12 protein-coding genes are annotated in these 11,849 nt (G+C 66.8%); 5 read left to right on the top strand and 7 right to left on the bottom strand.

Features of this window, described 5'->3' with window-relative positions; all coding sequences use genetic code 11:
- Window positions 1-43 precede the first annotated feature (43 nt).
- On the top strand, window positions 44-526 hold the full coding sequence (locus ASG27_RS00940) for a PACE efflux transporter (protein WP_056410375.1): 483 nt from the start codon (window positions 44-46) through the stop codon (window positions 524-526).
- A gap of 45 nt (window positions 527-571) precedes the next feature.
- Here the strand turns inward: ASG27_RS00940 and ASG27_RS00935 are convergent, their stop codons facing one another.
- Window positions 572-958: a hypothetical protein gene (locus tag ASG27_RS00935; protein WP_056410373.1), complete on the bottom strand. Its 387-nt coding sequence runs from the start codon at window positions 956-958 to the stop codon at window positions 572-574.
- 229 nt (window positions 959-1,187) lie between these two features.
- Between ASG27_RS00935 and metH the strand changes: the two genes are divergently transcribed.
- Entirely contained in the window at window positions 1,188-3,926 is a 2,739-nt protein-coding gene (gene metH / locus ASG27_RS00930; protein ID WP_082493054.1) for a methionine synthase, read from the top strand.
- A gap of 22 nt (window positions 3,927-3,948) precedes the next feature.
- The gene (locus ASG27_RS00925; protein ID WP_156370393.1) at window positions 3,949-4,329 is read left to right on the top strand and encodes a hypothetical protein; all 381 of its coding nucleotides are present in this window, start codon (window positions 3,949-3,951) and stop codon (window positions 4,327-4,329) included.
- Window positions 4,330-4,430: 101 nt separating this feature from the next.
- On the opposite strand, the gene ASG27_RS00920 is transcribed toward ASG27_RS00925, so the two are convergent.
- Entirely contained in the window at window positions 4,431-4,997 is a 567-nt protein-coding gene (locus ASG27_RS00920) for a shikimate kinase (RefSeq protein WP_056410369.1), read from the bottom strand.
- A 92-nt stretch (window positions 4,998-5,089) separates the two neighbouring features.
- A complete protein-coding gene (locus ASG27_RS00915; RefSeq protein WP_056410367.1) occupies window positions 5,090-6,235 on the bottom strand; it encodes a serine hydrolase domain-containing protein in 1,146 nt (381 codons plus the stop codon).
- Window positions 6,236-6,421: 186 nt separating this feature from the next.
- Here ASG27_RS00915 and ASG27_RS00910 point away from each other — a divergent pair, with 186 nt between their 5' ends.
- Window positions 6,422-7,360 carry a YihY/virulence factor BrkB family protein gene (locus ASG27_RS00910; protein WP_056410366.1) on the top strand — a complete coding sequence of 313 codons (939 nt, stop codon included), beginning with the start codon at window positions 6,422-6,424 and terminating at the stop codon, window positions 7,358-7,360.
- A 176-nt stretch (window positions 7,361-7,536) separates the two neighbouring features.
- On the top strand, window positions 7,537-8,370 hold the full coding sequence (locus tag ASG27_RS00905; RefSeq protein WP_056410364.1) for a glycine zipper 2TM domain-containing protein: 834 nt from the start codon (window positions 7,537-7,539) through the stop codon (window positions 8,368-8,370).
- Between the two features lie 77 nt (window positions 8,371-8,447).
- Here ASG27_RS00905 and ASG27_RS00900 read toward each other — a convergent pair whose 3' ends face one another.
- From ASG27_RS00900 to fdxA, 4 genes are all read right to left on the bottom strand, one after another.
- Window positions 8,448-9,635, bottom strand: coding sequence for an amidohydrolase family protein (locus ASG27_RS00900; RefSeq protein WP_056410362.1), 1,188 nt, complete (start codon window positions 9,633-9,635; stop codon window positions 8,448-8,450).
- Window positions 9,636-9,765: 130 nt separating this feature from the next.
- Entirely contained in the window at window positions 9,766-10,473 is a 708-nt protein-coding gene (locus ASG27_RS00895) for a TetR/AcrR family transcriptional regulator (RefSeq protein ID WP_056410360.1), read from the bottom strand.
- A gap of 67 nt (window positions 10,474-10,540) precedes the next feature.
- Window positions 10,541-11,317 carry a ferredoxin--NADP reductase gene (locus ASG27_RS00890; RefSeq protein WP_056410358.1) on the bottom strand — a complete coding sequence of 259 codons (777 nt, stop codon included), beginning with the start codon at window positions 11,315-11,317 and terminating at the stop codon, window positions 10,541-10,543.
- 76 nt (window positions 11,318-11,393) lie between these two features.
- Window positions 11,394-11,723, bottom strand: coding sequence for a ferredoxin FdxA (fdxA, locus tag ASG27_RS00885; RefSeq protein ID WP_056163211.1), 330 nt, complete (start codon window positions 11,721-11,723; stop codon window positions 11,394-11,396).
- Window positions 11,724-11,849: the final 126 nt, after the last annotated feature.

The following is an 11,849-nucleotide window of genomic DNA, read 5'->3' as shown; positions in this document are numbered from 1 at the left end:
AAGCTGACTTTATGTATCAGTGCGGCGCACATACAGTAGCGCCATGACTTCCAGCACCCCGCACCTTCAGACCACGCCATCCACCCCCGCCAGCACTGGGCTTCAGGGCATCAAGCGCCGTGTGATCTACGTCACCCTGTACGAGCTCATCGCCATCGCGGCCGCCACGCTGGGGCTGGCGCTGCTCACGGGCCAGGGTGCGGGCCATTCCAGCGTGGTGGCGGTGGCGGCGTCGGCGATCGCCATCGTGTGGAACATCGTCTTCAACTGGGCCTTCGAGCGCTGGGAATCGCGCCAGGCCGTGCGCGGGCGCAGCGTGGGCCGCCGGGTGGCGCATGCCATCGGCTTCGAGGGCGGGCTCGTGTTCACGCTGGTGCCGCTGTTCGCCTGGTGGTTCGGCGTGAGCCTGTGGACCGCCTTCGTCATGGACCTGGGGCTGATCGTGTTCTTCCTGTGCTACACGTTCGTCTTCAACTGGGGATTCGACCGCATCTTCGGCCTGCCGGCGTCGGCCCAGGCGGCCTGAGCGCGCTTTGCGCTCTTCGGGCCCATCGCACGGGCCCCGCGGCGCTCAGATGCGCTTGAGCCCGAGCGCGTTCAACTCGGCCTCGCTCAGGCGCGACAGCACATCGCTGCGCAGCTTGTCCAGCTGGGCGCGGTGGCTGAAGTCCAGGTCCACACCGTGCACCGGCAGGTTGCCGTCACCCCCCAGCGCATAGGCTTCGCCCGTGGTCTCGTTGAGCACCAGCCACATTCTGCGCACCTGGCCCCGCTGGCCGCCCGAGGTCTGCTGGGCGACGTAGCCGTCCGCATCGGCACGGCGCGTGAAGACGGCCTTGAGGATGTCGTCGCCGAGCAGCGATATCCACACGCCCCAGCCCTCACGGAGCGATGCATCGAAGCGCTGGCCCGGCAGTTGGGTCGCGGCGTAATAGGCGGTGTCTACGGGGTGTTTCATCAGCGCAAGGAAATGGAAGCAGCGGGAGCCACCGCATCTTAGCGGTGGGCAGGCGGCACATCACGGGCTTTTGTGCCAGCCCCGCGGATTCAGCCCTGGCGGCTGGCGCCCGTAAAATCAGGGCTTCCCCAAAGAGCGTCGCAGCGGGCCCCCACGCCCGCAAGGTCGGTCATCCCTGGATGCGATGACGCTCGGTGGCCCCCACGAACCGATTGCACGAGTGAGCCTGATGTCCGCTGTCCCCGTTCCTCCCATGAAGCTGTCCGGCCTGGAGCCGGTAACCATCGGCGAGGGCACGCTGTTCGTCAACATCGGCGAGCGCACCAACGTCACCGGCTCCAAGGCCTTCGCCCGCATGATCCTGAACGGCCAGTACGAAGAGGCCCTGGCCGTGGCCCGCCAGCAGGTGGAAAACGGCGCCCAGGTGATCGACGTGAACATGGACGAGGCCATGCTCGACAGCAAGGCCTCCATGGTGCGCTTCCTGCAGCTCATCGCCTCCGAGCCCGACATCGCGCGGGTGCCCATCATGGTCGACAGCTCCAAGTGGGACGTGATCGAGGCCGGCTTGCGCTGCATCCAGGGCAAGGGCATCGTCAACTCCATCAGCATGAAGGAGGGCATCGACAAGTTCAAGCACGAGGCGCGCCTGGTCAAGCGCTACGGCGCGGCCGCCGTGGTCATGGCCTTCGACGAGAAAGGCCAGGCCGACACCTTCGAGCGCAAGATCGAGATCTGCGAGCGCGCCTACCGCGTGCTGGTCGACGAGGTGGACTTTCCGCCCGAGGACATCATCTTCGACCCCAACATCTTCGCGGTGGCCACCGGCATCGAGGAGCACAACAACTACGCTGTCGACTTCATCGAGGCCGTGCGCTGGATCAAGCAGCACCTGCCCGGCGCCAAGGTCTCGGGCGGCGTGTCGAACGTGTCCTTCAGCTTCCGCGGCAACGACCCGGTGCGCGAAGCCATCCACACCGTGTTCCTGTACCACGCGATCCAGGCGGGCATGGACATGGGCATCGTCAACGCCGGCATGGTCGGCGTCTACGACGACCTGGAACCCACGCTGCGCGAGCGCGTGGAGGACGTGGTGCTCAACCGCCGCCCCGATGCGGGCGAGCGTCTGGTCGAGGTGGCCGAGACCGCCAAGAGCGGCGCCAAGGACGAGAGCAAGAAGCTCGAATGGCGCGGCACGTCCGAAGCCCCCAAGACCGTGGGCGAGCGCCTGTCGCACGCGCTGGTGCACGGCATCACCGACTTCATCGTCGAAGACACCGAAGAGGCCTACCAGGCCATCGTCGCCAAGGGCGGACGCCCGCTGCACGTGATCGAAGGCCCGCTCATGGACGGCATGAACGTCGTGGGCGACCTGTTCGGCGCGGGCAAGATGTTCCTGCCCCAGGTGGTCAAGAGCGCGCGCGTGATGAAGTCCGCCGTGGCCCACCTGATCCCCTACATCGAGGAAGAAAAGCGCCAGGACGAGCTGGCCGGCCGCGACGTGCGCAGCAAGGGCAAGATCATCATCGCCACCGTCAAGGGCGACGTGCACGACATCGGCAAGAACATCGTCACCGTCGTTCTGCAGTGCAACAACTTCGAGGTGGTGAACATGGGCGTGATGGTGCCCTGCCACGAGATTTTGGCGCGTGCCAAGGTCGAGGGAGCCGACATCGTGGGCCTGTCGGGCCTGATCACGCCCAGCCTGGAAGAAATGCAGTACGTGGCCGGCGAGATGCAGAAGGACGACCACTTCCGCATCAAGAAGATCCCGCTGCTCATCGGCGGCGCCACCACCAGCCGCGTGCACACCGCCGTCAAGATCGCCCCGCACTACGAAGGCCCCGTGGTCTACGTGCCTGACGCGTCCCGCAGCGTGAGCGTGGCCCAGAGCCTGCTGGGTGACGGCGTGCAGACCTATGTCGACGAACTCAATGCCGACTACGACAAGGTGCGCATCCAGCACGCCAACAAGAAGCAGACCCCGCTGTGGTCGCTGGCCAAGATCCGCGCCAACAAGACGCCGGTGGACTGGGCAGACTTCCAACCCACCGTGCCGCGCGCGCTGGGCCGCCGCGTGTTCAAGAACTTCGACCTGGCCGAGCTGGCGCGCTACATCGACTGGGGCCCGTTCTTCCAGACCTGGGACCTGGCCGGGCCGTACCCCGCCATCCTGACCGACGAGGTCGTGGGCGTGGAGGCCACGCGCGTGTTCGCCGACGCGCAGGCCATGCTCAAGAAGATCATCGAAGGCCGCTGGCTCACCGCCAACGGCGTGATGGGCCTGTACCCCGCCAACAGCGTGAACGACGACGACATCGAGTTCTACACCGACGAGACGCGCACCGAGGTGGCCATGACCTGGTACGGCCTGCGCCAGCAGGCCGAGAAGCACACCATCGACGGCGTGACGCGCCCCAGCCGCTGCCTGGCCGACTTCGTCGCGCCCAAGAGCAGCGGCATCGCCGACTACGCCGGCCTGTTCGCGGTGACGGCGGGCCTCGGAATCGAGAAGAAGGAAAAGGCCTTCATCGATGCGCTGGACGACTACTCGGCCATCATGTTCAAGAGCCTGGCCGACCGCCTGGCCGAGGCCTTTGCCGAAGCCCTTCACCACCGCGTGCGCACCGACCTGTGGGGCTATGCGGCAGGCGAGCAGCTGACCAACGACGACATGATCGCCGAGAAGTACACCGGCATCCGCCCCGCCCCCGGCTACCCCGCCTGCCCCGACCACAGCGCCAAGACGGAGTTGTTCCGCGTGCTGCAGTGCGACGAGGTCGGCATGACCCTGACCGAGAGCCTGGCCATGATGCCTGCCGCCAGCGTGAGCGGGTTCTACCTGGGCCACCCCGAGAGCGTGTACTTCAACGTCGGCAAGATCGGCGAGGACCAGCTGCACGACATGGCCCATCGCCGGGGCATGGACGAGGCCGTGCTGGCGCGGTTGCTGGCGCCCAATTTGTAGTGCGGGCGCAGTGCCGATGCCCATGAAGATGTCGCTTGTGAAAAAGTCCTGCCTGGCCGCGGCCCTGCTGGGCGCAGCCTGTGCCGCAGCGCTGGCCGCCGACTGGGCGTTCGCGTTCAGACCGGTGACCGCGCAGATGGCGATCTACTCGGGTGGCCTGGGCGACCCGGGTGCGCCGACGGCGCAGGATGCCAAGGTGTCCTTCCACGTGCAGGGCAAGGCGGCCCGGGACCTTTTCGACCGTCTGGGCCCGGACGTGAAAGATGAGTGCATGACCGACCCCAAAGTCCGCGTCCGCGTCAAAGAGCGGCTGCAGTGCATCCAGTACTCGAGGTCGGACACCAGCTGCTATTTCGGGTTCGACCTCAAGGACGGCAAAAGCATCGGCGGCAGCATCTGCTGATGTGGCTGATGCGGCTGGGCTGAGGGTTCCAGCATCGCGCTTGTTCGCCCTGTGCCAGATGGGCGCCCCGGGCGGAGCGCCATCAGGCCTGTAGCGCAGGTTTATGCGACCGGTGTGGCCCCAGCGGCCGGCGCCGCTGTTCCCTCGACGCTCGCGGCCATCTCCAGCTGCATCATGATCATGTTGACCAGCGTGTGCACCGTGGGGCGGCCGGTCTCGATGATGAAGTGTGCGGTCTCGCGGTACAGGCCGTCGCGCTGGGCGTAGAGCTCACGCAGCTTGTCCATGGGGTTGCCGCCCTGCAGCAGGGGGCGCGTGCGGTCGTGCTTCACGCGCTTGTAGATCTCTTCGGCCGAGGCGCGCAGGTAGATCACCGAGCCGAACTCGCGCAGTACCCCGCGGTTCCCGGCACGCAGCACGGCGCCGCCGCCGGTGGACAGCACCATGCCGCCGCTGCCGCGGCACACCTCGGCCAGCACCTCGGACTCGAGGTCACGAAAGCGTGACTCGCCTTCCGCCTCGAAAAAGCTTCGGATGGTGGTACCGATGGTCTGCTCCAGCCGGTGGTCCAGGTCGATGAACGGCACGCCGGCGCGGTGGGCCAGCTGACGGCCGACGGTGGATTTGCCCGAGCCGGGCATGCCGACCAGTGCACAGCGAATCTGCATAAATGTCCTGTTGTGATGCTGTACCAACTGGGCGCAGAGTGTAAGGGGGCGGCGCCAGCGCACCCCGGGGCGCAGTCCCCGGCCTGTCCGGCTCAGAGCGCGGCGTAGACCAGCGCAGGGAACAGCGTGCACAGATAGCGCAGCTGTCCGGGTGCCTGCGTGAGCAGGATGGCGAACAAATCCTCGGCCGGGTCCACGAAAAAGCAGGTTCCGCCCAGGCCGCTCCAGCTGTAGCTGCCGGCCGACCCGGGGCTGCTGCCCAGGCCGGTGGCGCTGCGCACGGCCACACCCAGGCCGAAGCCGTGGCCCGGCGGCAGGAGGTCGCCCACCACCGGGATGCCGCCCAGGTGGTCGGCGGTCATGAAGTCCACCGTGGCGCGGCTGGCGAGGCGGACGGGGCCGTCTGCGGCCTGCAAGGTTCCACGGCCCAGCATCAGCGCCAGAAACCGGGCGTAGTCGGCCGCGGTGGACACGAGGCCGCCACCTGCGGACTCGAACGCGGGCGGGGCGGACACGTCGTTGAGCGCCAACGCTGCGGCGCCGGTTTGCGGGTCGATCGCGAACGGCTCGGCCAGATCGGCCAGCCGGTGGGCCGGCACCGCAAAGCCCGTGTCCCGCATGCCCAGCGGGCCCAGCACGCGCTCCTGCAGGATGGCGGAGAGCGGCGCGCCTTCGACCGCCTCCAGCACGGCGCCCAGCACGTCGGTGGCGCGGCTGTACTCCCAGGCGCTGCCCGGCGGGTGCACCAGCGGCAACGGGCCCAGGGCCGCCACCTGCGCGGCGTTGGTCAGGCGGCGCGACCCGATGCGCGCCGCGCGGTAGGCATCGGCCACGGTGCCGGGCTCCCAGGCGTAGCTCAGGCCCGCCGTGTGGCGCAGCAGGTCGTGCACGGTGGCTTCGCGCGCTGGCGGGTTGCTGGTGCCGGTGGACTCGTCGTACACGCGTTGGCCGGCAAATGCGGGCAGGTAGTGCGACACAGGCAGCGACAGCAGCAGCCGGCCTTCTTCCATCAACATCAGCGCCACCAGGGAGGCGATCGGCTTGGTCATCGAATAGATGCGGAACATGGCATCGGCCGCCATCGGGGGCGCGCCGCTGCCCGGGCGCAGCGCGCCCACGGCCTCGTGCAGCACGGTATGGCCGCGGTGGTGGACGAGCGCCACGGCGCCGGGCAGCAGGCCCTGGTCGACGTGGCGCTGCAGCGCCTCACGCAGGCGGGGCAGGGCAAGGGGGTTCATGGGCGATCTCCAGGTGGGCATGGCATGGCGTGGCATGGCACGCCATGCCCACCGAGTATGCGCACCCAGGGCGATGGCGCGGTCGCCTGCGCAACAGCTGCAGGGCCCGCGGTGTCGGACCGAACCTACCTGCATTGCAGCGAATCGCGGCTGGATGCAGGTGCCGCGCCGCGCTAGGCTTGCGTCATGACCGTCTCCAGCCTGCAGCGCCGCGCCCTGCGCCTTGTCGATCCCTTGTGGAAAATGGTGCAGCCGTTCTGGCGCGCCATCAATTTGTGGCTGGACGCCGACGGGCTGCGCATGAGCGCGGCGATGTCCTTCTACGGCATGCTGAGCCTGGCCCCGCTGCTGCTGCTGCTGGTGGGCGTGCTGGGCTGGTGGATGGACCGCAGCTACCTGGAGACCAACCTCATCTCCCAGGTGCAGGCCGTCATGGGCCAGCAGGTGGCCGAGGTGATTCGGCAGGCCCTGGCCAGTGCCAAGGAGCCGTCGGAAGGGCGGCTCGCATCCCTGGTGGGTTTTGTGGTGCTGGTGTCGGGCGCTACGGGGGTGTTCGTGGAGCTGCAGTCGGCACTGGAGCACTTGTGGCGCAGCGAAGCGCCGACGCAGCAGCGCGCCGCCTGGTGGCGCATGGCGTCGCTGCGGCTGCGGGGCCTGGCGTATGTGCTGGCCTTGGGCTTTTTGCTGTTGGTGTCGCTGGTCCTGTCCACGCTGATCAACCTGTTTGCGGGCTGGGCGGGCTCGCACCTGTCGTCCGCACCCGTGGCGCCGGCCATGCAGATACTCAACGAGGTGGTGGCCTTCGGCTTTGCGGTGCTGCTGTTCATGGGACTGATGCGCATTGGCGGCGGTGCCCGTCCGTCTTCGCGCTGCATCCTCGCGGGGGCCGTGGTGGGCGCGACGCTGTTCACCGTGGGCAAGCAACTGCTGGCGTGGTACCTGTCCACGGCTGCGGTGGTGTCGGCCTATGGGGCGGCGGGGTCGCTGGTGGTGCTGCTCATGTGGATCTACTTTTCGTCGGCAGTGCTGTTGTTCTCGGCCAGCTGTGCGCGCGCATTCCAGGAGCTGCATGGCACGCCGGCAGAGCCTGCCGCAGCGCCTGATGGGGCGGTCACCGCGCGGTGAGGTGCGCCAGGCGCAACGTAGCTCGGTGCTCGCGAGCCTGCCTTGCACCCATCTGCCGGTAAACAGCTTCTTACGTCCTTTACAGGGGCTATGTCCGGTTTTCAGGCACCCGCAGGTACTCTGCAGCCACTCTTCCAGCGTCGTGTTGGTACCGCTGGATCTTTCGGAGAAAAATCATGAGCCTTATCGTTTCGTCATCGTCCCATCCTTTGTCGGCCACATCGCACGCAGGCGTTGCCGGTGCGGCCTCGGGCCACTCGCTCAAATGGCTGTGGGCTGCCATCGGGGTGCTGGGGGTGAGCGTGGTGGCCTTGGGCACCACCCTGGTGGTGCAGAACGCCGGCAAATCGTCTGCAGAGGCGCCTCCCGCCGCCGTGGCAGCCCTGGCGCAGCCGGCGACCGGCACGCCCCCAGTCGATGGGCCTGCGCAAAACAAGCCCCTGCCGCAAGCTGGTCAAAGAAGTATTGCTACAAATAATGTAGCTAACCAGGCGCCCGGCTATTCGCAAGGTTCGTCTTACCAAGGCGGGTCTTACCAAGGTGGATCTTCGCAGGGCGGCTATGTGCCGCCCCAGCCTGCCATGCGCACCGCAGCGCCAGCACCCGTATGCGCATCCTGCGGCCGGGTCGAGTCGGTGCAGGCGGTGCAGCAGGCGGCGCCTGCCACGGGTGTGGGCGCCGTGGCTGGCGGCGTGCTGGGTGCGGTGGTGGGCAACCAGGTGGGCAAGGGGTCGGGCCGTACTGCGGCCACGGTGCTGGGTGCCGTGGGCGGCGGCTATGTGGGCCACAAGGTCGAAGAGCGCACGCGCACGCAGACGGTCTACCAGATCGCCGTGCGCATGGAAGACGGTTCGGTGCGACGCTTCACCCGCGCGCAGCCTCCGGCCGTGGGCACACCGGTCGTTTTGCAGGGCAAGGGCTTCCGCGTGGATGACGGCACGGCCTCGCGGGCCACAGAGTCCTATCCGCGCGCCCAGCCAGGCGCTGTGCGCGTGGCCGATACGTATTGAGCCAGCCCTGAACCCCAATGCAAAAGCCCGCAATTGCGGGCTTTTTTGCTGGGCGAAGGCGCAGTGAGTGGCTGCGGCTACAGCACCACCGGGATTTCCGTCGCAGGCGGCGTGTTGCGGCTGCGGCCGCAGCGCACCAGGCCGTCGATCATCACCATGCCGATGCCCGGGATGTCGCCCAGCTGCACGCTCTCCAGCAGCGTGGCGCCGGCCGTGTGCTGCGCGCGGTCCATGAACACGAAGTCCGCCGCGCGGCCCGGCTCGATCAGCCCGCAGTTCAGGTTGCGGATGCGCGCCGTGTTGCCCGTGGCAAAGCAGAACACCAACTCGGCGGGGATGTCGGCAAAGCTCGATATCAAGGCGATCATGCGCAGCATGCCCAGCGGCTGCACGCCCGAGCCGGCCGGGCCGTCGGTGCCCAGAATCACGCGGTGCGGGCACTTCAGTTCGATGGCCGCGCGCGCGGCCTGGATGGCGATCTTCTCGTTGCCGTTGTGCACCAGCTCGATCGCGCGCGACGACTTCTCGCACAGCTCGCACACGTGCTTCCAGGGCAGCGAGGTGTGGCCGCCGTTGATGTGGCCGATCACATCGGCATCGGCCTCCAGCACCACGTCCTTGTCGATGAGGCCTGAGCCCGGAATGGACGGCCCGCCCGTGTGGATGGTGCTCTGGATGCCGTGCTTGCGCGCCCACGCCACCATCTGCTGGGCCTCGTAGCCCGCCTTGACGGAGCCCAGGCCCACTTCGCCCAGCAGCGTCACGCCCGCGTCGGCCAGGTCCTTGAAGTCCTGCTCGGTCATGCCCTTTTCGATGACCGGGGCGCCCGCGATCACCTTCACGCCGCCGGGGCGGAAGTTGTCGAACGAACGCTGCGCGGTGATGGCCAGCGCCTTCAGGCCCACGATGTCCTTGGGGCGGCCGGGCAGGTGCACTTCACCAGCCGAGACCATCGTGGTCACGCCGCCGTTCATGGTGGAGTCGATCCAGCCGATCTGGTTTTGCCGCGGCGTCCAGTCGCCAAAGACCGGGTGCACGTGGCTGTCGATCAGGCCGGGCGCCACGCAGGTCTGGCGCGCATCGATCACGGTCTGCGCGTGGTCGGTGTCGCAATCCTTTTCGCGGCCCACGGCCACGATGAGTCCGTCGTTGACGACGATGGTGTCGGCATCGAGGATGGGGCGGTCCAGGTCGCCCGACAACAAGAGACCGATGTTTTTGATGACGACCTTGCCCGACTTGCCGCCGGCTGCTGCTTCTGCCATGGATTCTCCTCGTGGGTGGGGGTTCGGGCCCGTTGCGGCCCTCGCTCAGAAAATCGTTGTGTCCGGTGCGTCCTGCGTTTGCAGTGCTGCTTGCGGAGGTGCGTGCCGAAGATCTTCGGACCTTCGGCCGTCACTTGCCCTTGGGCAGGCTGGGGCCCGGCGCCACGGTGCGCAGCACGCTGTCGATGACGAAGGACTCCCAGTGCGCCAGCGCATCGGGCGTCTCCAGGTCTTCACCCAGAAAGGCCGACAGCGTGTGGCGGTTGGACATGTAGAAGTAGCCCGTGGCGGCGATCAGCAGGTACACGTCGCGCGCCGACACGTCCTTGCGGAACAGCCCTTGCGCCTGGCCGCTCTCCAGCACGCGGCGGATGACCTCGATGGCGGGCGACGAGTATTCGCGGGCCCGCATGGACTTGGAGATGTGCTTGCCCTTGTGCAGGTTTTCCGTGTTGAGCAGCGTGATGAACTCGGGGTTCTTGCGGTAGTAGCCCACCACGAAGCGGATCACCGCCTGCAGCGCCTCGACCGGCTTGGCGGTGTCCAGGTCGAGCTTGGACTCCGCATCGTTCATGCGCCGGTAGGTTTCCTCCAGCACCTCGATGAACAGGCCTTCCTTGCTGCCGAAGTAGTAGTAGATCATCCGGTCGAAGGACTTGGCCGCCTTGGAGATCTTCTCCACGCTGCCGCCTTCGTAGCCGTAGCGCGCGAACACCTTGGTCGCCGCTTTCAGGATGTTGTCGCGCGTGGTCTGTGCGGCCTGCTCGCGCACCCCCGTCTTGCGCACGGTGGGAGATCGGCTGGACGCTGTCCGGGTCTTGGGGGGTGTGGCAGACATGGCGGGTCCTGGTGGGTGGGGCCGGCAGCGGCACCTGTTCGACAGGCGCCCGGTGCCGGCCGGGAGATCACTGCTCTGCGAACGCGCGTTCGATCACGAAGTCGCCCGGCTTCGTGGTGTTGCCTTCCTTGAAGCCGCGCTCTTCCATCATGTGCTTGAGGTCGCGCAGCATCTCGGGGCTGCCGCAGATCATCACGCGGTCTTCCAGCGGGTTGAGCGCCGGCAGGCCCAGGTCGCGGGCGAGCTGGCCGTTCTCGATCACGGTCGTCACGCGGCCCTGGTGCTTGAACGCCTCGCGCGTCACGGTGGGGTAGTACTTGAGCTGCTTGCTCACGATCTCGCCCAGGAACTCGTGCTGGGGCAGCTCTTGGGTGATGTAGTCGTGGTAGGCCAGCTCCTTGACCTCGCGCACGCCGTGCACCAGGATGACTTCCTCGAACTTCTCATACGTCTCGGGGTCGCGCATCAGGCTCAGGAAAGGCGCCACGCCGGTGCCGGTGGACAGCATGTACAGGCGCTTGGCGGGCAGCAGGTAGTCGATGAGCAGCGTGCCGGTGGGCTTCTTGCCCACCACGATGGTGTCGCCCACCTGGATGTGCTGCAGGCGCGAGGTCAGCGGGCCGTCGGGCACCTTGATCGACAGGAACTCCAGGTGCTCTTCGTAGTTGGCGCTGGCGATGCTGTAGGCGCGCAGCAGGGGTTTGCCGTTCTCGCCACGCAGGCCGATCATCGTGAAATGGCCGTTGGAAAAGCGCAGGGCCGTGTCCCGCGTGGTGGTGAAGGAGAAAAGGCGGTCCGTCCAGTGGTGGACGGAGAGGACGCGTTCTTCGAGAAATGCGCTCATGGTGCTTGGTCGGAAAAGTTGAAAGTACAGAAGAAAACTGGCTGAAGTCCGCGCTGGCGGCGTGCTGGAGCGGGGCTCAGAACGCGATATCCAGGCCGGAAAGCTTGTGGCTCACAACCCTCCATTGTTCCGCATCTGGCAAAGCCGGTTTTCTTTTGGTGATTGTGGGCAGGCCCGGGGCCAGCTTTTTGTTGAATTCGAGGAAGATTTCCAGGCCCGGGGGCAGGTCGTCTTCGGCATAGATGGCGTTGGCGGGGCACTCGGGGATGCAGACCGCGCAGTCGATGCACTCGTCAGGGTCGATGACGAGGTATTCAGGCCCCTCCTTGAAGCAGTCGACCGGGCAGACATCGACACAGTCGGTGTACTTGCACCGAATACATGCATCCGTTACTACGTGCGTCATTTTGGGGCTCCTCGTGCACCGTTTCAGGGGGTGCGAAAACACCATTGCGGACCATCATCGATTGCGCTACATTCGCGATCAATGTAGCAATCACAACATTTAAGTTAAGTGAATGCTACACAAAAT

It is taken from the genome of Acidovorax sp. Leaf191, assembly GCF_001424425.1.
Classification (GTDB): domain Bacteria; phylum Pseudomonadota; class Gammaproteobacteria; order Burkholderiales; family Burkholderiaceae_C; genus Acidovorax.
This window is presented reverse-complemented; position numbering and strand designations above follow the sequence as displayed.

Excerpts from the sequence above, each read along its gene's own strand:
- ASG27_RS00940 (WP_056410375.1), top strand. The coding sequence starts at position 44 with ATGACTTCCAGCACCCCGCACCTTCAGACCACGCCATCCACCCCCGCC.
- ASG27_RS00910 (WP_056410366.1), top strand. The coding sequence starts at position 6,422 with ATGACCGTCTCCAGCCTGCAGCGCCGCGCCCTGCGCCTTGTCGATCCC.
- ASG27_RS00915 (WP_056410367.1), bottom strand. The coding sequence starts at position 6,235 with ATGAACCCCCTTGCCCTGCCCCGCCTGCGTGAGGCGCTGCAGCGCCAC.
- ASG27_RS00900 (WP_056410362.1), bottom strand. The coding sequence starts at position 9,635 with ATGGCAGAAGCAGCAGCCGGCGGCAAGTCGGGCAAGGTCGTCATCAAA.
- ASG27_RS00925 (WP_156370393.1), top strand. The coding sequence starts at position 3,949 with ATGAAGATGTCGCTTGTGAAAAAGTCCTGCCTGGCCGCGGCCCTGCTG.
- fdxA (WP_056163211.1), bottom strand. The coding sequence starts at position 11,723 with ATGACGCACGTAGTAACGGATGCATGTATTCGGTGCAAGTACACCGAC.
- ASG27_RS00920 (WP_056410369.1), bottom strand. The coding sequence starts at position 4,997 with ATGCAGATTCGCTGTGCACTGGTCGGCATGCCCGGCTCGGGCAAATCC.
- metH (WP_082493054.1), top strand. The coding sequence starts at position 1,188 with ATGTCCGCTGTCCCCGTTCCTCCCATGAAGCTGTCCGGCCTGGAGCCG.
- ASG27_RS00890 (WP_056410358.1), bottom strand. The coding sequence starts at position 11,317 with ATGAGCGCATTTCTCGAAGAACGCGTCCTCTCCGTCCACCACTGGACG.
- ASG27_RS00895 (WP_056410360.1), bottom strand. The coding sequence starts at position 10,473 with ATGTCTGCCACACCCCCCAAGACCCGGACAGCGTCCAGCCGATCTCCC.
- ASG27_RS00935 (WP_056410373.1), bottom strand. The coding sequence starts at position 958 with ATGAAACACCCCGTAGACACCGCCTATTACGCCGCGACCCAACTGCCG.
- ASG27_RS00905 (WP_056410364.1), top strand. The coding sequence starts at position 7,537 with ATGAGCCTTATCGTTTCGTCATCGTCCCATCCTTTGTCGGCCACATCG.